This is a genomic window from Pseudoroseomonas ludipueritiae, from assembly GCF_014490445.1.
Classification (GTDB): domain Bacteria; phylum Pseudomonadota; class Alphaproteobacteria; order Acetobacterales; family Acetobacteraceae; genus Pseudoroseomonas; species Pseudoroseomonas ludipueritiae.
In genome coordinates this window covers 1-18,836 of the sequence record NZ_JACTUZ010000022.1, presented here as the reverse complement: position 1 = coordinate 18,836, position 18,836 = coordinate 1, and the positions used below count along the sequence as shown (strand labels likewise).

The window sequence follows — 18,836 nt, the reverse complement described above, 5'->3', positions numbered from 1 at the left end:
ATCCTTCAGGCGGAAAGCGCCGGCGGGGTCCAGCCCTGGCCGGGAATGCTGTCGAGCAGCGCTCGGGTATAAGCGTGCTTGGGGGAGCCGAAGACCTCGGCGGTGGTGCCCAGTTCCACGATGGCGCCGCGCTGCATGACGGCGATGCGGTCGCAGATCTGCGCCGCGACGCGCAGGTCGTGGGTGATGAAGAGCATGGTCAGGCCCAGCCGCTTGCGGATATCCGCCAGCAGGTTCAGCACCTGCGCCTGCACGGAAACATCCAGGGCCGAGACAGGCTCATCGGCGATCAGAAGTTCCGGCTGCATGGCCAGCGCCCGCGCCAGCCCGATACGCTGCCGCTGCCCGCCGCTGAACTCATGCGGGTAACGCTCCAGCGCCGAGGGGTCGAGTTGCACCAGCCGCAGCAGCTCCGCCGCGCGGGCACGTGCCTCGGCTGCCGGAACGCCATGGGTGATCGGCCCTTCCGCGATGGCATCCCCCACCTTGCGGCGCGGGTTCAGCGAGGCATAGGGGTCCTGGAACACCATCTGGATGCGCTTGCGGTAAGGCAGCCAGCCATTGCGGGAGAGCGGCCGCAGGTCTTCCCCCGCGAAGAGGATCTCGCCCTTCTCGGGCTGCACCAGCCGTACCACGCAGCGTGCCAGGGTGGACTTGCCGGAACCGCTTTCGCCCACCAGCCCCAGCGTCTCACCCTTGTAGAGGGTGAAGTCGGCATCATGCACCGCCTTCACGACCGCGCGGGCGCCGAACCAGCCGCCGCGCTGGTAGGTCTTCTCGACGCCCTTCATTTCCAGCACCGGGGTGCGGGTGGGCGCGGTCTGCTTGGTGGCATCGCCATGCGGCACGGCGGCGATCAGCGCGCGGGTATAGGGATGCGTCGGCGCATTCAGCACCTGCTGCGCCGGCCCCTGTTCCACGATGCGGCCATGCTGCATCACCACCACGCGGTCCGCGATCTCCGCCACCACGCCGAAATCATGGGTGATGAACATCACGCCCATGCCGCGCCGCGACTGGATCTCACGGATCAGGCGCAGGATCTGCATCTGCGTGGTCACGTCCAGCGCCGTGGTCGGCTCGTCCGCGATCAGCAGCGCCGGCTCCAGCGCCAGCGCCATGGCGATCATGACGCGCTGCCGCTGGCCGCCGGAAAGCCGGAAAGGATGCATCTTCGCGATGGCCGCCGGGTCCGGCAGGTTCACCGCCGCCAGCAGTTCCGGCACCCGCTGCGCGGCATCCTGGGCACGGCCATGCACGGCCAACGCCTCGGCGATCTGGTCGCCCACCCGCATCAGCGGGTTCAGGGCCGTCATCGGCTCCTGGAACACCATGGCCATGCGGCGGCCGCGCCGGTCGCGAAGCGCTTCCTCCGGCAGCGAGAGAACATCCTCGCCCTCGAAGGTGATCTTGCCCGACTTCACCTTCAGCAGCTTGGGCAGCAGGCCCATCACCGTATTGGCCGTGATGGATTTGCCCGAGCCGCTCTCGCCCACCACGCAGAGAATCTCGCCGGCATCGAGATGCAGCGAGAGGCCCTCCACCGCATGCGGCCGGTCGGCGCCAGCGGGCAGCGCCACGGTGAGGTTTTCGACCGTCAGCAGGCGGGTCATGGCTTGCCTCCGCGGTTGCGGGCCAGTCGCGGGTTCAGCGCGTCGGACAGGCCCTCACCCACCAGATTGAGGGAGAGCACGGTGAGGAAGATGGCGATGCCGGGGAAGACGCTCATCCACCAGGCGATACGGATGACGCTGCGGCCGGAGCCGATCAGGAAGCCCCAGGACATCAGGTTCGGATCGCCAAGCCCCAGGAAGGACAGCGCGCTTTCCAGCAGGATCGCGGAAGCCACCATCAGCGAGGACAGCACCACGATGGGCGAGAGCGCATTCGGCAGGATATCGCCTAGCACGATGGAGATGCGCGACTTGCCCAGCACTTCCGAGGCCTGCACGAATTCGCGCGACCGCAGCGACAGGAACTCGGCCCGCACCACCCGCGCCACCGGTGGCCAGGACACCACGGCAATGGCGAAGACGATCGACTGGATGCTGGGCGTGAAGATCGCCACCAGCAGGATAGCCAGCACGAAGGATGGGATGGTCTGGAAGAATTCGGTGAAGCGCATCACCACGTCATCCGCCCAGCCGCCCAGATAGCCGGCGATGGCGCCCAGGCCCACGCCGATCACCAGCGCCACCACGGTGGAAACGCCGCCCACCAGCAGCGACACCCGCGCGCCATGCGCGATGCCGGCCGCGACATCGCGCCCCAGGCTGTCGGAACCCAGCATCATGCCCATCTCGCCGGGCGGCATGAAGGGCGCGCCCGCCATGTCCCAGGGGCTACCGGGGAAGAACCACGGCGCCCCGATGGCTACGATGATGACAGCGATCAAGATCACCAGCCCGACCACCGCGCCGCGATTACGGGCGAAATTGCGCCAGAAGGTCTTCATCACGACACCTCCACGCGCGGGTCGATGACCGCGTAGAGCAGGTCGGTGATGAGGTTGAACAGCACCACCATGACACTGGTGCAGAAGAAGACGCCCATGAGCACCTGATAATCGCGCGCCAGCAGCGCCTCGAAGGCCAGCCGGCCGATGCCAGGCCAGGCGAAGACGGTTTCCACCAGAATGGAGCCGCCGATGAGCTGCCCCGCCTGGATGCCGGCGAAGGTGATGACCGGCAGCAGCGCGTTCCGCAGCACGTGGCGGCGCAGGATGCGCCCCTCCGGCACACCCTTGGCGCGCGCGGTCTTCACGAAATCCTGGTCCGCCACCTCCAGCATCGTGGCGCGGGAGAGACGCGCATAGACGGCGACATAGAAGAGCCCCAGCGTCAACGCCGGCAGCAGGAGATGCTTGCCGATATCCAGCATCTTCGCGAAGCCGGAGAGTTCCACCCCCACCGACATCATGCCGAAGGACGGCAGCCATTCCAGCGCCACGCTGAAGAGCAGCACCAGCATCAGCCCCACCCAGAAGAGCGGCGTGGCGTAGAAGGTCAGCGCCAGCACGGTGATGATGGAATCAGACCAGGTGCCAACGCGGCGCGCCGCCAGGGCACCCATGGTCACGCCCAGCACGATGGCGAAGATGAAGGCGGCGCCGGTCAGCAGCAAAGTGGCCGGCAGCCGGTCCAGCACCAGCGAGGCGACGCTGGCCTGCTGCCGGTGGCTGAAGCCGAGGTCGAGCGTCAGGATGCCCTTCAGATACAGCCAAAGCTGCACGTAAAGCGGCTGGTCCAGCCCGAACTGGGCCCGCAGCTGCTCCAGGAACTTCGCGTCCGCCGCGCCGGATTGCCCGGCGATGATACTCGCCGGGTCGCCGGGGGCGGCATGGATCAGGAAGAAATTACAGACGACGATCGCAAGCACCACGAGCGCCGCCTTGACCAGGCGCCCCGCCAGATAAGCAGGGAGACGCGAGAGTTCCATGCGACCGTCAGGCCAGGAACACGTCGTCGAAGCTGGCGTGCACGCCGGAGCCCGAGGTGATCACGTTGTTCAGCTTCTTGTCGTAGATGGTGGGGAAGGACATTTCCATGAGCCAGAGCAAGGGCACGTCCTCGACCAGGAGCTTCTGCACCTCGCTGAAGACCTGCTGGCGCACCTTGGGGTCGGCGGCGTCGCGGCCCTGCTTGAAGAGGTCGTCCACCTTCGGGTTCTCGTAGCCCGCGACATTGGAGAAGAGGATCTTCTTAATGTTGGTGGAAACGTAGGAGCGCTCCACGCCCAGCGTCGGGTCGCCATACTGGTAGAGGTAGTTGATGGTGGTATCGAACTCCCAGTTGGCCGTGCGCTGGGACCAGGTGCCGACATCCACGCTTTCCAGTTGCAGGTCCACGCCCACCTGGCGGAAGGACTGCCGCAGGAACTCGCCGAGGCGGGTGAAGACCTCGCCATAAGGCAGGCTGAGATGCTTGATGGTGAAGCGCACGCCCTGCCCGTTCGGCTTCAGTCCGGCTTCGTCCAGCAGCTTCTTGGCGGCTTCCACATTATAGGCTGGCGCCTTGGCGCTGGCATCGTAGAAGCGCGTGGCGCTGTGGAAAGGCCCTGTGGCGGGCTTGCCGATGCCGAACCACAGGCGCTGCGCGATGAAGTCGCGGTTCACAGCCATGGTCAGTGCCCGGCGCACCCGCACGTCGTCCAGCGGCTTCACGCGGTGGTTGAAGTCCATCCACATCAGCGGGCCCATGTATTCCCAGCCGGTGGTCTTCACCTCCAGGTTCGGGCGCGCGCGCATCTGCGGCACGTCGAAGGGCTCGATATCGTTGGACTGCGTCAGCTGCACCTGGCCGGATTCCAGCGCCAGGCGGCGGCTCTGGCTGTCCGGCACCACGCGATAGATGATGGCGTCCAGATAAGGCTGGCCGGGCTTCCAGTATTCGTCGAAGCGCTCCAGCCTGATGAAGTTGCCGCGCTGCCACTCGGCGAATTTGAAGGGGCCGGTGCCGACCGGCTTCTGCACCGCCGGTGCCTGCCGGTAATCCTGCCCGTCGAACAGGTGCTTCGGCACAATGGCCGAGACCGTGTTGTCGAACATCAGCAGGAAGGGCTCGAAAGGCTCCGACAGGACGAACTTCACCGTGGTGGGGTTCACCGCCACGCCTTCCTTGATGCGGGCGAAGACGCCGCGGGCGCGGGGCGAGACCTCCATGTGGAATTTCATGATGGAGAAGACCACGTCGTCCGCCGTCATCGGCTTCCCGTCGTGGAATTTCACATTCTCCTGCAAATGGAAGGTATATTCGAGCCCGTCGGGGCTCACCTCCCAGCTCTTCGCCAGCTCCGGCATGGGGTTCAGCTTCGCGTCGTAGCGAAGCAGGCCCTGGAAGATCTTGCCGCCGATAATCAGCGTCGGCGCCTGATTGTTGATACCGACGTGCAGAATCGGCGGCTCGGGGTTCACGATGCTGTTCAGCGTGCCGCCGCGTTTGGGCTGCACGCCCTGCGCAATGGCATCCTCGACACGCCACAGGACAGGCAGCACGGCAGCAGCGGCCATAAGGCCGCGACGCGACACGGTCATCGATTCACTCCGTTGGATCTTCCCTTAAGTGAAACGCTAACCTTCACGGGGGCGGATCGACAAGCCCGCCTCTCCGTCTTAGCGTCACCGCACCATGCAGACCTTCGCTCATCCCAGCCAGTTGCGGCACACTCCGCAGTTCTTCCTTCAGCGCGGTCAGGTCCGTGCGAACTTCGAGGTGCCGGAGCGGGCGGGCGCCCTGCTTTCCGCCCTGCACCGCCTGGGGCTGACGCCGGCGGAGCCGGAGGCGGCGACGCGGGAGGCGCTGCTCTCCATTCATGACGCCGGCTATATCGACTTCCTGGAAAGCGCCATGCGCGGCTGGAACGGGTTGCAGGAACGGGGCCCCGAAGCGGTGCCCAACATGCACCCCTCGCCCGAGATGCTGGCGCAGGGCGCCACCTGCCCCGATTCCATCATCGGCCGCGTCGGCTGGTACACGGCCGACAATGCCTGCCCCATCGGCGCCGGCACTTGGGAAGCCGTGGCGGGTGCTGCCGGCGTGGCTCTGGCCGCGGCGGATTCCGTGGCCGATGGCGGCACCGCCTACGCCCTTTGCCGGCCGCCGGGGCACCATGCCTATGCGGGCCGTGCCGGCGGCCACTGCTACATCAACAACAGCGCCCTTGCCGCGCAGCGCCTGCGTGTTGCCGGCGCGAATCGGGTGGCGACCTTCGATATCGACGCCCACCATGGCAATGGCACCCAGGGCATCTTCTGGGACCGCGCCGATGTGCTCACCGTCTCCGTCCATGGCGATCCCGCCGGCTATTATCCCTGGTATGTCGGCTATGCCGGCGAGACCGGCGGCGGCGCTGGCCAAGGCTTCAACCTCAACCTGCCCCTCCGGCGCGGCAGCAGCGACGAGGCGTGGCTGGCGGCCATCGATGCGGGACTGGAGCGGATCAGGGCCTTCGCGCCCGATGCGCTGGTGGTACCGCTGGGCTTCGATGCCTCGGAGCATGAGCCGTTGAGCTTCCTCGGCGTCAGCGCCGACGGCTTCGCCCGCGCCGCCGAGAAGATCTCCACCCTGGGCGTTCCGACCGTGCTGGTGCAGGAGGGCGGCTACAATGTGGAGGTTCTCGGTTCCTTGCTGGAACGCTTCCTGACCGCCTGGAAGGCATGATCCTATAAGTTGAAAGTCGCCACGCGGCGCGCTAGCGATGCTTCATGACCATCGCGCGGCTGGCGACCTTTGCCTTTTCCGGGATCGAGACCCTGCCCGTGGAGGTGCAGGTCCAGATCTCTGCTGGCCTGCCAGCCTTCACCGTGGTCGGTTTGCCAGACAAGGCCGTGGCGGAGAGCCGGGAGCGGGTGCGGGCCGCACTGACAGGGCTGGGGCTTTCCCTGCCGCCGAAACGTGTGCTGGTGAACCTCGCCCCGGCCAATATCCAGAAGGAAGGCAGCCACTTCGACCTGCCCATCGCCCTGGCGGTGCTGGCTGCGATGGAGGTGGTGCCGCGCGAGGAACTGGCCGGTTTCGCCGCTCTGGGGGAACTGGCGCTGGACGGTACCGTGGGCCCCGTGGCCGGCATCCTGCCGGCGGCCCTGGGCGCCGCGGCGCGCGGGCTGGGCCTGATCTGCCCTGGGCCGCAAGGGGACGAAGCCGCCTGGGTAGGCGAGATCGAGATCCTGGCCGCCGATGACCTCCGGCAGTTCATCGCGCATCTCACCGGCCGGCAGATCCTGGACCCGCCGAAGCCGCCGGGCCTGCAGCCGGAAACAGCGCCTGGTCTCTGCCTCTCGGACGTGAAGGGACAGGAAAGTGCCAAGCGGGCGCTGGAGATCGCGGCGGCAGGGCAGCACAACCTCCTTCTTGTCGGCCCACCGGGCGCCGGCAAGTCCATGCTGGCGGCGCGCCTGCCCGGCCTGCTGCCGGACCTGACGCCGCAGGAGGCGCTGGAAGTCAGCCTGGTGCGCAGCGTCGCGGGGCTGATCGAGCAAGGCCGCATCTCCGCCCGCCCACCTTTCCGGGAGCCGCACCATTCCGCCAGTCAGGCGGCACTCGTCGGCGGCGGGCCAGGCGCCAAGCCGGGCGAGATCTCGCTGGCGCATCGCGGCGTGCTGTTCCTGGATGAATGGCCGGAATTTCCCCGGCCCGCGCTGGAAGCACTGCGCCAGCCGCTGGAATCCGGCACCTGCACGGTCAGCCGCGCCGCCGCCCATGTCACCTATCCGGCACGGGTGCAGCTTGTGGCGGCGATGAATCCCTGCCGCTGCGGCCATCTGGGCGATGGCCCACGAGAATGCGGCCAGGCGCCTCGCTGTGGTGAGCAGTACCAGTCCCGCCTTTCCGGCCCGCTGCTGGACCGCATCGACCTCACCATCGGCATGGCCCCCATCGCGCCCGGCGAACTGGCCCGCGCGCCCAAGGGGGAAACCAGCGGCGTGGTCGCCGCGCGGGTGGCGCGGGCACGCCAGGCGCAGCATGTCCGCGCCGGCACCACCAATGCCGAGGCGCCGCTGGATGCCCTGACCACGCAGGCGGCGCCCGAGGCGCTGGCCCTGGCTGAGAAGGCTTCAGCGCAACTCGGCCTGTCCAATCGCGGCTTCATCCGCTGTTTCCGCGTCGCGCGCAGCATCGCCGATCTGGCGGGAGAGGGCTTGATCACCCGGACGCATATGGCGGAGGCCCTGGCCTTCCGGCAGCGTCTGCCGGGCGGGCGTTAGCGCCGGCCAAAACCCTCGGGCCGGCGGTGCAGCCGCCGGTGCAGGCGCCGGCGGCGCAGCAGCATCATGGTGGGCGCGACAGCCAGCAAAGGCGCGGTGCCGATGACCACCAGCCCCATCGCAGCGCCGATCAGCCGGCCGCCGAGCATGAAGCCCGCTGCCGCGCTGCCCGCACTGGCCATGTTGAGAGCGACCGCTCCGGCCCACCAGCCCCAGACACCGGCTGTTGGCTTGGTCGCTTCCTCGGGGGGTGCGACATGCACTTCCCCGGCATCGCCCACCTCGTAGAGGCGGGCGGGATCAACCGTGAAGCCGGGGCGGCTCAGCGCCGCATCACATGCACAAAGCCAAGGCCCTGCCGGCCGGCCCGGCGCATGCGCCACCACAAGCTGCCAAAGGCAATCGCCCCGGCCAGCAACGCCACGGGCAAGGCGATGGCGAAGAAGGCGATGGCCACGCCCGCCACAACGATGCCGCCAGCTACCAGCGCGACCAGTGCGGCCACGCCCCCCAGGCGGCCCAGCAGCTTATCCAGCGGGCTGGCACGGCGGGGGGTCGGCCCACGGAACTCGCCTTCCGGGGTCATGTCGATGACGGGGCGATTGCGGAACTGCTGATCCATGGGGCTCATGTTGCCACGTCCGCCCACCCCTTCAAGCCCTACGTGGCGAGCGGCACATCTTTGTTTCATGCAGTCTGTATCGCAATGTATCAGTCTTCACGTCCCTGCTGCCCCGCGCGGGCGGCGCTTCACGCGGCAGGCCTCCTCATGCGATAGGAGCGGCATGATCCGGGGCATGGCGATCTGCATCGCGCTGGGGCTGGCGACCTTGCCGGCGGCAGCGGCGGAATACCGCAGGCCGAATTCCGCCCAGTTGGAAGACATCCGGCGCTGGCTTTGCCCGCATGGTGGCTCCCCGGTGAAGGGCGTGCCGGGCCGTTGCGATGGCGCCGGGCGGCGGCGGGGCGGTGCTTCGGTGTCCGGTATCGGCTCGCCGGCCCCTGGCTGGGACCGCGGGCTTCCCGCTGCCAGCCATGAGCAGATGGCCTGCCCCGAGGGCACCCGCCCGGTGCTGGCGCGCGGGCATGGAAGCATCACGCGCTGCCTTCCGGGATAGCCGGCCTCAGCCGGCGAAACGCCTCGGCGGCCGGCCGGCGACCCCGGGCTCCAGCGCCATGAGATGCCCCGCCAGCGGCTGGGCCACCTTGTCCTCCTCGCTCAGGCCTTCGGTGGCGGAGGTGACGAAGAGGGTGCGAAGCTCCGGCCCGCCAAAGGCGCAGCACGTGATCTTCTGTGCCGGCAGGGGCAGGAAATGGTCCAGGCTGCCATCCGGGCGGAAGCGCGCCACGCCGCCGCCGCCGTAGCGGGCACTCCAGAGGCAGCCCTCGGCATCCACCGTGCCGCCATCCGGCTGGCCGGGCACATCCTGGCCGGCATGGAAGATGCGCCGCTCTCCCATCCGGCCGCTGCCGATATCGAAGTCGCAGGCATAGATGATGCCGGCCGGCGTGTCGGAGAAATACATGGTGCGCCCATCCGGGCTCCAGTTGACGCAATTGATGATGCTGAGGCTCGCAGGATGTTCCACCGGGCTGCCGTCAGGCTGCAGCACATGCAGGGCCGCATCCGGCCCTTCCCCCTCCTCCCGCATCGCGCCGCACCAGAAGCGACCGGCGGCATCACAGGCGCCATCATTCAGTCGCTGGCCAGGGCGCAGAGGCGGACGGCCTGGGTAAGGCTCCATTCTTCCGGAAGCGCCATCGAAGCGGACAAAGCCGGAAGCCAGGGCGACAACCAGCCCACCCTGCTGGCGCAGTGCCAGGGCGGCCACCCGCTCAGGCATCGGCCAATGATCATGTATTTCATCAGGCAGGCGCAGCCGGTGCAGTTCCGCCCCGGCAATATCGACCCACCAGAGGCAGCCCTCCACTTCGTCCCAGACCGGCCCTTCACCCAGGGTATTCCGGGCGGCCACCAGCGGACGACACGGGGCCGAAGCCCGGACCTGGGACACGGCTGTCTTGCCCTCCCTGCCAGTAAAGCGATGCGTTCACCGCATCAACGCGGCGGCAGCGGCAAGGTGGCATCCCGGTGGCGCGGGCATTTGCCGGGCAAGCGCGCCCCGCGCATCCGCCACAAGAGAATCACATTGGCGTGACACCTTTAAACCAAGGGTAGATCAATGCGTTGCAGCTTGCCGCTCTACCGGGCCAAAGCCTAGATTCAGCTCAGGCCGCTCCCACCCCCCAAGACATGGGTTGCGACTGAGACCCTCATTCCCACCGGAGGGCGTGGCAGGCGACGAGAGGCGCAGCCTTTCCGCCTGCCACCTTCCCGGGAGGAGACTCAGGTCCGGGCCGGTTGCAAGCTTCCCATCGTCACGCCGCCCAGCACCAGCGCCACCGCGACGGCGTGATAGGCATGCAGTGTCTCGCCCAGCAGCAGCGCACCGAGGCCGAGGGCATAGGCTGGCACCAGATACATGGACATGCTCGCCCGCGCCGCGCCCAGCAAACTGACGGCGCGGCCATAGGCGCCATAAGCCCCTACCCCCGCCACCAGGCCCAGAAAGAGCATGCCCCAGAAGGCCCTCGCCCCTAGGGAGGGCACGCCCGCCTGCCACCACTCCAGCAGCGCCAGTGGGGCCAGGCAAAGCGCCCCGCCCGCCGCCACGACCCAGAGCAGCACCATCGGCGGCAAGGGCACCGGGCGGTGTCGCAGCAATGCGGTATAGCCGGACCAGCCCAGGATGGCGGCGAGCATCAGCGCATCGCCTTGGTTCACTTCCAGCCGCAGCAGGGCCGAGAACTCGCCGCGAAAGGTAGCCACGCCAATGCCGCAGAAGGCGCAGGCGATGCCCGCCAGCATCGCGGGCCGCAGCCGCACGCCCCAGACGACACGTTCGATCACCGCGACCAGCAGCGGCGTCATGGCCGCGAGCAGGGCGATATTGCCGGCAGAGGTATAGCTCGCAGCGCCATATTGTGGTGCTACCGTCACCACGCCACCCAGCAGCACCAGCAGCAGCAATTGCATCGGCGGCACGGCACCCAGCCCGTGGCGGCGCAGCCAGGGCCAGGCTACTGGCAGCAACAGCAAGGCCGCCACCAGCCAGCGGCCGGCGGCGAGCGTCATCGGCGGCACCGAGCCCGCCAGCCAGCGCGCCCCCAGCACATTGCCCGCGAAGAGTAGCGGAGCGCCCAGGAAGAGCACCACGGCACCCCGGCGGCCGCTTGCTCCACTTGCTGCGAGGGGAAGACGCATAGCAGGCCACTCCGCACCGAATCTGATGCGGAAAGGCTAAGCTATGTAGGTAAGGACTTCTTACCGAACTCTCCCGCTAGCGGAGCAGAGGCAGGGAACATTTTGCCCCTTTTACCAATTTAGCGGGAGATTCTTCTGCCTTCAGGCTGCCGCGGAGGCGAACTGCGCCGCGACTTCGCCCAGCGCCCAGTCCACCCACGGCAGCAACGCGGCAATGTCGCTGGTCTCCACCGTGGCACCGCCCCAGATGCGCAGGCCTGGGGGCGCATCGCGATAAGAAGCGGCATCCAGCCCCACGCCTTCCTTCTCCAGCAGGCTGGCCAGCACCTTCGCCGCCGCTGCCTGCCCTTCCGGCTTCAGGGCCATGAACCAGGGCGCCACGATGCGCAGGCAGATGGAGGTGCAGGATCGCGTCTCCGGCCGTTCCGCCAGGAAAGCCACCTGATCCTGCCCATCTACCCAGGCGGCCACGGCGGCCAGATTGGCTTCCGACCGCGCCACCAGCGCCGGCAGGCCGCCGATCCGCTCGGCCCAGCGCAGCCCGTCCAACGCATCCTCCACCGCCAGCATCGAGGGGGTATTGATGGTGTCGCCCTGGAAGATGCCCTCGATCAGCTTGCCGTCCTTGGTCAGGCGGAAGACCTTCGGCAGCGGCCAGGCAGGAGTATGGCCTTCCAGCCGTGCCACCGCGCGGGGGGAGAGTGCCAGCATGCCATGCGCGGCCTCCCCTCCCAGCACCTTCTGCCAGGACCAGGTGACCACATCGAGCTTGTCCCAGGGCAGATCCATGGCGAAGGCGGCCGAGGTGGCATCGCAGATCGCCAGCCCCTGGCGGTCGTCGGGAATCCAGTCGCCGCCCGGAACCCGCACGCCGGAGGTGGTGCCGTTCCAGACAAACACCACGTCCCGGTCCCAGGAGACCTGCGCCAGGTCCGGCAGCGCGCCATAGGCGGACTTGATCAGCCGCACATCCGGCAGCTTCAGCTGCGTCGTGATGTCATTCGCCCATTCGCCCGAGAAGCTTTCCCAGGCCAGCACATCGACGCCACGCGGCCCCAGCAGCGACCACAGCGCCATCTCCACCGCGCCGGTATCGGAAGCGGGAACGATGCCCAGCCGCCAGCCTTCCGGCATCCGCAACACGGCCTTGGAGCGTTCGATCACCTCAGCCAGCCGCGCCTTGGGCTGCGGCGCCCGGTGGCTGCGCCCCACCATCGCGCCTTCCAAGGCCGCCAGGGACCAGCCGGGCCGCTTGGCGCAGGGGCCGGAGGAGAACATCGGATTGGCCGGGCGGAGGTTCGGCTGGGTGATCTTCGGCATGGTGGTGGACTCTGACTTTGTCGCGGCAGGGTTAGGCCGGTATCGGCGCGTCGATCAAGCGCGGCACGGGCAGGAACACCTCGCCCCGGGCATAGAGCACCGCATGACCGCCCATGCGGACGCGATCCCCTTCCAGGCGGCACCACAGCGTGCCGCCGCGCGCGCTGGCCTGGTGGCAGACCAGCGACTGGCGCTTCAGCCGTGCCGACCAGAAGGGCACCAGCTGGGTATGGGCGGAACCCGTCACCGGGTCCTCGTTCACCCCCATGCGGGCCGAGAAGTAGCGGGACACCACGTCGTAGCGCAGGTCGTCCGAAACCGCTGTGGCCATGACCCTGGCCTGCCCGCCGGGCACGGAATCCGGCATGGTGGCGATGCGGCCATGGTCCGGCGTGAGGGCCCGCACCGTCTCGGCACTGTCGAAGAGGCAGATCCAGTCCCGCGCCTTCCAGACCTCACGCGGCACCGCGCCCAGCGCGGCGGCCAGGCCCGGCGGTGGGCGCGTGGCGAGCACCGGCACCATGGCCGGGAAGTCCAGCACGAAGCGGTTGTCCTCCCGCTCCACGCCCAGGATGCCGGACGCGGTGCGGAAGCGCAGCGGCCCCGTGGCGCCCAGTTCCGTCGCCAGCACAAAGGCGGTGGCCAGTGTCGCGTGGCCGCAGAGATTCACCTCGAAGCGCGGCGTGAACCAGCGCAGGTGCCACTGCCCCGCCCCGTCCGGAACGAAGAAGGCGGTTTCGCTGAGGTTATGCTCCGCCGCCATGGCCTGCATGACCTCGTCCGGCAGCCAGGATTCCAGCGGCACGACCACCGCCGGGTTGCCTGCGAAGGGACGCTCGGCGAAAGCATCCACCGTATAGGTCGACAGGCGCATCATCGCGAACCTCCTCTGCCGCAGTGCGGCATGGCCGAGCTTGCCAGAGGTGGGCGGCTTGCGAAGCCGCGCTTATCTCATGACAGGGCCGCAATCCTTGCCGGGTCAACCGTGACGCCATGGTTCAGCGGCCCATGGCCCCTTCCCAACCCCGGCGCCGCTCGCAGCGCCGCCTGCACGAAGCTCCGGCCGCGCGCCACGGCGTCCCAAAGCACCATGCCCTGCGCCAGCCCGGCGGCAATGGCGGAAGCCAGGGTACAGCCGGTGCCATGGGTATGGCGGCTGGGAATGCGGGTGCCTTCGAACACTTCCTCGCTGTCGGAAGTGGCCAAGAGGTCCAGCAACTGGTCACCCTCCAGGTGGCCGCCCTTCAGCAGCACGGCCGGCACACCCAGCGCCAGAATAGCTCTCGCCGCCGCACGCATCTCCTCCAGCCCGGTGATGCGCAGGCCGGAGAGCACCTCGGCTTCCGGGATATTCGGCGTCACCAGCGCGGCCATGGGCAGCAGGCGGCGCTTCAGCGTCGCCACGGCATCCGGCGCCAACAGGTTGCTGCCACCCTTGGCCACCATCACCGGGTCAGCCACCAGGGGAATGCCCTGCCCGTCCTCGGCCAGCGCGTCGCAGACCGCCTCGATGGTCGCGGCATCGCCCAGCATGCCGGTCTTGACCACATCGGCGCCGATATCCCGCAGGCTCAGGCGGATCTGCTGCCGGATGAAATCCAGCGGCACCGGATGCACACCATGCACCCCCAGCGTGTCCTGCGCCGTCAGGGCCGTGATGGCGGTGGCGGAATAGGCATCCATCGCCGCGCAGGCCTTGATATCCGCCTGGATTCCGGCGCCGCCGCCGGAATCCGAGCCGGCGACGATCAGCACACGCCCCCGCATTCAGGCCACCTTGGCCGGCAGGGCAGCGGCGCGGGCGCGGATCAGGGCGGCGAGGGATTCCACCGTCTCCTCCACCATGCCTTCCTCCTCCGCCTCGGCCATGACGCGGATCAGCGGTTCGGTGCCGCTGGGGCGGATCAGCACACGGCCGCGGCTGCCCAGCTTCGACTCCGCCTCGGTGATGGCATCCTTCACGCTGGCATCCTCCAGCGGATTGCCGCCGCTGAAGCGGACATTCACCAGCCGCTGCGGCAGCGGCGTGAAGCGGCGGCAGGCCTCGCTGGCCGGCTGCTTGCGCTCCACCAGTTCCGCCAGCACCTGCAAAGCCGCCACCAGCCCGTCGCCGGTGGTGCCGAATTCGCTCATGATCATGTGGCCGGACTGCTCGCCACCCAAATTACAGCCGGTCTCCCGCATCCGCTCCGACACGTAGCGGTCACCCACCTTGGTGCGCAGCAGGTTCAGGCCCAGTCCGTCCAGGAAGCGCTCCAGCCCCAGGTTGGACATGACGGTGGCGACGACGCCGCCGCCGGTCAGCCGCCCCTGCGCCGCCCAGGATTCCGCGATGGTGGCCAGGATCTGGTCGCCGTCGATGATCTGGCCCTGCTCATCCACCAGCACCAGCCGGTCGGCATCGCCATCCAGCGCGATGCCGAGATCCGCCCGGCGCTCCCGCACCAGCTCGGCCAGCTTGCCCGGCGCGGTGGAGCCACATTCCTTGTTGATGTTGAAGCCATCCGGCGAGACGCCGACCGAGACGACCTCCGCCCCCAGTTCCCAGAGCACGGTGGGCGCCACCCTGTAAGCGGCGCCATGGGCGCAATCGACCACGATGCGCAGGCCGGACAGGCTGAGGCGCTTGGGGAAGCTGGCCTTCACCGCCTCGATATAACGGCCTGGGGCGTCTTCCAGCCGGCTGGCGCGGCCGAGGCGGGAGGGCGCGGCAAGGCCCGTGGGCTCGCCCGCCATCATGGCCTCGATCTCCATCTCCTGCGCGTCGGAGAGCTTCAGCCCATCCGGGCCGAAGAGCTTGATGCCATTGTCCTCGAAGGGATTGTGGCTGGCGGAGATCATCACGCCCAGGTCCGCCCGCAGCGAGCGCGTCAGCAGCGCGATGGCCGGCGTCGGCAGCGGCCCGACCAGCACCACGTCCATGCCCGCGCCAACGAAGCCCGCCGTCAGCGCTGGCTCCAGCATATAGCCGGAGAGGCGCGTGTCCTTGCCGATCACCACGCGGTGCCGGTGCGCGCCACGGCTAAAGAAACGCCCGGCGGCCTGGCCCAGCCGCAGGGCGGTCAGGGCATCCATGGGGGCACGATTGGCCACGCCACGAATACCGTCGGTGCCGAACAGGCGGCGCACGGCCTGGGTCATGCGGGACGCTCCTTCACTCAGGGTCTCTGATAGCGGCTCTAGCCGGGGCTGTGCCGCGCGTCCATCGCGCCGGCGCCGCCGGGTCTTGGTGGACATTCAGGCCGGCTCCACCGGCTGAGGCGGCGCGCCATCGGCGCAGGCCTGCCACATGCGCAGCGCCTGCACCGTCTCCGCCACGTCATGCACGCGCAGGATGCTGGCCCCGGCGGCGGCGGCGGCCACGGCCACCGCGACGCTGCCGGCCACGCGCTCGGCCGGGTCTTCCACCCCCGTCACCCAGCCCACCAGCCGCTTGCGGGAAGCACCGACCAGCACACGGCAGCCAATGCCAGCCAGCAGCGGCAACCGGTTCAGCAGCAACAGGTCCTGCTCGCGTGTCTTGCCGAAGCCGATGCCAGGGTCCACGGCAATGCGGCCGCGTGGGATGCCCAGGGCCTCGGCCGTTTCCACTCGCTGGCGCAGGAAGCGCGCCACGTCGAGCACCACGTCGTCATAGCGGGTGGCCTCGTGCATCTTGCGCAGGTCCAAGGCCGGCATGTGCATCAGCACGACCGGGGCGCGGGCCTCCTGCACCACCCGCACGGATTTCGGTTCCTGCCGCAGGGCGGAGATGTCGTTGACGATCTCGGCCCCCGCATCCAGCACCGCCTGCATGGTGGCGGCGAAGCGGGTATCGACGCTGACCACCGCCGCGGTCGCCAATTGCCGCACCACCGGCAGCACGCGGGCGATCTCCTCCTCCGCCGTCAGTGGCACAGAGCCAGGGCGGGTGCTTTCCCCGCCGATGTCCAGGATATCCGCCCCCTGCTCCAGCATCGCATGCCCGGCGGCGATGGCGGCACGGGTATCGAGATGCTTGCCGCCATCCGAGAAGCTGTCCGGCGTCACGTTCAGGATGCCCATCACCAGCGGGCGGTCATTGGGCAGGCCGGCGAAAGGCAGCGGGCGCCGGGTCAAGGGCGGCAGCAGGTCCTCCCAGCCTTGCGGCAGGGCGGAGGCGGGGTGGATGCCCTGCTCCTTCCCGTCCTCGATCAGCCGCAGCAGGGAGAAGGCCGCGGGGCCGCCAGCCAGGGGCATGGCATGCCCGGCGCGGACAGCATGGAAGCCCGCCGGGCCGTGCAACAGCCCCAGGGGCTCCAGCCAGCGTTCGGCCATGGAGGATCTCCAACGAAAAAGGGACCCGCGAAGGGGTCCCTCTCTCTAGCCGACATTCCACCGGAAGCGGAATGGCTTAGCCTCAAGTTCCCGGCTGCGGCGAAGGGTTCAGCCCGCCCGGACGCGGCGCCTGCGGCCGCCCGGAGGTCGGCACGCTGCCACGGCCGGCATTGGTGGGCTCGTCCGGGCGGTTGCGGACCACAGGCTCGCCCTTGAGCACCATGCGGATCTCGTCGCCCGAAAGCGTCTCATGCTCCAGCAGGCCCTTCGCCAGCGCGTGCAGCTCCTCGATATTCACCTGGAGGATGTGCTTCGCGCGGGCATAAGCCTGGTCGATGATCGCCCGCACCTCGCTGTCGATCTCCCGCGCCGTGGCTTCGGACACGTTCTTCGACTGCGTCACGGAATGGCCGAGGAAGACCTCCTGGCTGTTGTCGCCATAGGCGATCATGCCGAGCTTCTCGCTCATGCCCCACTCGGTCACCATCATCTTGGCCTGGTTGGTGGCCATCTTGATGTCGCCCGAGGCGCCGTTGGAAACCTTGTCCGGGCCAAAGATCAGCTCTTCCGCCACACGGCCGCCCATCGCCATGGCGAGTTCCGCCTTCAGCTTGGACTTGTGTTTGGAATAGCGGTCGCCAGCCGGCAGGGACATGACCAGACCCAGGGCGCGGCCGCGCGGGATGATGGTCGCCTTGTGCACCGGGTCGCATTCCGGCTCATGCAGCGCCACCAGGGCATGGCCGGCCTCGTGATAGGCCGTCATCTGCTTCTCGTCGTCGGACATGACCAGCGAGCGCCGCTCGGCACCCATCAGCACCTTGTCCTTCGCCATCTCGAACTCGTGCATGCCGACGGTGCGGCGGCCGGTCCGCGCGGCCAGCAGCGCCGCCTCGTTCACGAGGTTGGCGAGGTCAGCGCCCGAGAAGCCCGGGGTGCCACGCGCGATGGTCTTCGGGTCCACGTCGGAAGCCAGCGGCACCTTGCGCATATGCACGCGCAGGATCTTCTCGCGGCCCATCACGTCCGGGTTCGGCACCACCACCTGGCGGTCGAACCGGCCGGGGCGCAGCAGCGCGGGGTCCAGCACGTCCGGGCGGTTGGTGGCGGCGATCAGGATCACGCCCTCATTCGCCTCGAAGCCGTCCATCTCGACCAGCATCTGGTTGAGGGTCTGCTCGCGCTCATCGTTGCCGCCGCCGAGGCCGGCACCACGGTGGCGACCCACCGCGTCGATCTCGTCGATGAAGATGATGCAGGGGGCGTTCTTCTTGCCCTGCTCGAACATGTCGCGCACGCGAGAGGCGCCCACACCCACGAACATCTCGACGAAGTCGGAGCCCGAGATGGTGAAGAAGGGCACATTGGCCTCGCCGGCGATGGCGCGGGCCAGCAGCGTCTTACCGGTACCCGGGGGACCCACCAGCAGCACGCCCTTGGGGATCTTGCCGCCGAGGCGCTGGAACTTCTGCGGGTCCCGCAGGAAGTCCACGATTTCTTCGAGTTCGCCCTTGGCTTCCTCGATGCCCGCAACGTCCTCAAACGTCACGCGGCCCTGCTTTTCCGTCAGCAGCTTGGCCTTGGACTTGCCGAAGCCCATGGCCCGGCCACCGCCACCCTGCATCTGGCGCATGAAGAAGACCCAGACGCCGATCAGCAGCAGCATCGGGAACCAGCTCAGGAGGTAGTGGAAGAGCGGGTTGACGTCGCTCTCCTCCGGCCGCGCCACGACGCGCACGCCCTTGTCGGTCAGCTTGCCGACCAGGGTGGGGTCCTCTGGCGTATAGGTGGAGAAGGAACGCCCATCGGAGAGTTGGCCCGTGAGGGTACGGCCCGTGATGGTCACGTCGCGGACCCGCCCGCCATTCACCTCGTTCAGGAAGTCGCTGTAGGCGACCTGCTGGCCGGTCTGGCGGGTAGAGGAATTGGGCTGAAACAGATTGAACAGCGCCACGAGCAGCAGCGCCACGATCACCCACAGCGCCAGATTGCGGCCGAAATTATTCACCGTGCGGTTCCCATGCGATCGCCAGGCGGACCTGGCGTGCCGATAAGATAGGACGTCAAGCAGCGTTCTGAAACCATGTCGCGTTCTTCATCTGGGCCTCAAGGGCAGAATCTCTAGCCGAGAGGACCACCCGCCGGCTCGAAGGCCAGCCGCGCGCCCTCGCCCAGGCCCAGGGCCGGCACCGTCAGCAGCCTGGCGCCCCGCCTGAGCGCCGGCAGGCCGGCGAGCACCCGCGCCGGCAGCCC

18 protein-coding genes are annotated in these 18,836 nt (G+C 68.4%); 4 read left to right on the top strand and 14 right to left on the bottom strand.

What is annotated here, in order from left to right:
* Positions 1-5: 5 nt before the first annotated feature.
* From IBL25_RS08025 to IBL25_RS08010, 4 genes are read right to left on the bottom strand one after another with little or no spacing between them, the layout of a single operon-like run.
* The gene (locus tag IBL25_RS08025) at positions 6-1,613 is read right to left on the bottom strand and encodes an ABC transporter ATP-binding protein (protein ID WP_187778029.1); all 1,608 of its coding nucleotides are present in this window, start codon (positions 1,611-1,613) and stop codon (positions 6-8) included.
* On the bottom strand, positions 1,610-2,455 hold the full coding sequence (locus tag IBL25_RS08020) for an ABC transporter permease (protein ID WP_187778028.1): 846 nt from the start codon (positions 2,453-2,455) through the stop codon (positions 1,610-1,612). The genes IBL25_RS08025 and IBL25_RS08020 overlap by 4 nt, the downstream gene beginning before the upstream one ends.
* A complete protein-coding gene (locus tag IBL25_RS08015; RefSeq protein ID WP_187778027.1) occupies positions 2,455-3,438 on the bottom strand; it encodes an ABC transporter permease in 984 nt (327 codons plus the stop codon). The genes IBL25_RS08020 and IBL25_RS08015 overlap by 1 nt, the downstream gene beginning before the upstream one ends.
* Positions 3,439-3,445: 7 nt before the next feature.
* On the bottom strand, positions 3,446-5,032 hold the full coding sequence (locus tag IBL25_RS08010; protein ID WP_238940280.1) for an ABC transporter substrate-binding protein: 1,587 nt from the start codon (positions 5,030-5,032) through the stop codon (positions 3,446-3,448).
* A gap of 94 nt (positions 5,033-5,126) precedes the next feature.
* On the opposite strand from IBL25_RS08010, the gene IBL25_RS08005 reads away from it, so the two are divergent.
* Positions 5,127-6,158 (top strand): histone deacetylase family protein, encoded by a 1,032-nt coding sequence (locus tag IBL25_RS08005; protein WP_187778026.1) that lies wholly within the window; start codon positions 5,127-5,129, stop codon positions 6,156-6,158.
* A 44-nt stretch (positions 6,159-6,202) separates the two neighbouring features.
* Entirely contained in the window at positions 6,203-7,702 is a 1,500-nt protein-coding gene (locus IBL25_RS08000) for a YifB family Mg chelatase-like AAA ATPase (RefSeq protein WP_187778025.1), read from the top strand.
* Here IBL25_RS08000 and IBL25_RS07995 read toward each other — a convergent pair.
* Positions 7,699-7,884: a hypothetical protein gene (locus IBL25_RS07995; protein ID WP_187778053.1), complete on the bottom strand. Its 186-nt coding sequence runs from the start codon at positions 7,882-7,884 to the stop codon at positions 7,699-7,701. The two genes, IBL25_RS08000 and IBL25_RS07995, sit on opposite strands and share 4 nt — an antisense overlap.
* A 140-nt stretch (positions 7,885-8,024) precedes the next feature.
* Complete coding sequence (locus IBL25_RS07990; RefSeq protein ID WP_238940279.1) at positions 8,025-8,333, bottom strand: hypothetical protein; 309 nt, start codon at positions 8,331-8,333, stop codon at positions 8,025-8,027.
* Between the two features lie 154 nt (positions 8,334-8,487).
* Here IBL25_RS07990 and IBL25_RS07985 point away from each other — a divergent pair, with 154 nt between their 5' ends.
* A complete protein-coding gene (locus tag IBL25_RS07985) occupies positions 8,488-8,820 on the top strand; it encodes a hypothetical protein (protein WP_187778024.1) in 333 nt (110 codons plus the stop codon).
* A 6-nt stretch (positions 8,821-8,826) separates the two neighbouring features.
* Here the strand turns inward: IBL25_RS07985 and IBL25_RS07980 are convergent, their stop codons facing one another.
* Entirely contained in the window at positions 8,827-9,633 is an 807-nt protein-coding gene (locus IBL25_RS07980; protein WP_367615576.1) for an SMP-30/gluconolactonase/LRE family protein, read from the bottom strand.
* Here IBL25_RS07980 and IBL25_RS26865 point away from each other — a divergent pair.
* Positions 9,553-9,861 carry a hypothetical protein gene (locus IBL25_RS26865; protein ID WP_238940283.1) on the top strand — a complete coding sequence of 103 codons (309 nt, stop codon included), beginning with the start codon at positions 9,553-9,555 and terminating at the stop codon, positions 9,859-9,861. The two genes, IBL25_RS07980 and IBL25_RS26865, sit on opposite strands and share 81 nt — an antisense overlap.
* 188 nt (positions 9,862-10,049) lie before the next feature.
* Here the strand turns inward: IBL25_RS26865 and IBL25_RS07975 are convergent, their stop codons facing one another.
* From IBL25_RS07975 to ftsH, 7 genes are all read right to left on the bottom strand, one after another.
* Positions 10,050-10,967, bottom strand: a complete 918-nt coding sequence (locus IBL25_RS07975; RefSeq protein ID WP_187778022.1) for a DMT family transporter — start codon at positions 10,965-10,967, stop codon at positions 10,050-10,052.
* Between the two features lie 141 nt (positions 10,968-11,108).
* On the bottom strand, positions 11,109-12,287 hold the full coding sequence (locus IBL25_RS07970) for a phosphoserine transaminase (protein ID WP_187778021.1): 1,179 nt from the start codon (positions 12,285-12,287) through the stop codon (positions 11,109-11,111).
* Between the two features lie 31 nt (positions 12,288-12,318).
* The gene (locus IBL25_RS07965; RefSeq protein WP_456315863.1) at positions 12,319-13,164 is read right to left on the bottom strand and encodes a PhzF family phenazine biosynthesis protein; all 846 of its coding nucleotides are present in this window, start codon (positions 13,162-13,164) and stop codon (positions 12,319-12,321) included.
* 74 nt (positions 13,165-13,238) lie between these two features.
* Positions 13,239-14,054 (bottom strand): bifunctional hydroxymethylpyrimidine kinase/phosphomethylpyrimidine kinase, encoded by an 816-nt coding sequence (thiD, locus tag IBL25_RS07960; protein ID WP_187778020.1) that lies wholly within the window; start codon positions 14,052-14,054, stop codon positions 13,239-13,241.
* Positions 14,055-15,428, bottom strand: coding sequence for a phosphoglucosamine mutase (glmM, locus tag IBL25_RS07955; protein ID WP_187778019.1), 1,374 nt, complete (start codon positions 15,426-15,428; stop codon positions 14,055-14,057).
* A gap of 96 nt (positions 15,429-15,524) precedes the next feature.
* Positions 15,525-16,583, bottom strand: coding sequence for a dihydropteroate synthase (gene folP / locus IBL25_RS07950; RefSeq protein ID WP_187778018.1), 1,059 nt, complete (start codon positions 16,581-16,583; stop codon positions 15,525-15,527).
* A gap of 82 nt (positions 16,584-16,665) precedes the next feature.
* Positions 16,666-18,591 (bottom strand): ATP-dependent zinc metalloprotease FtsH, encoded by a 1,926-nt coding sequence (gene ftsH, locus IBL25_RS07945; protein WP_187778017.1) that lies wholly within the window; start codon positions 18,589-18,591, stop codon positions 16,666-16,668.
* Positions 18,592-18,836 lie beyond the last annotated feature (245 nt).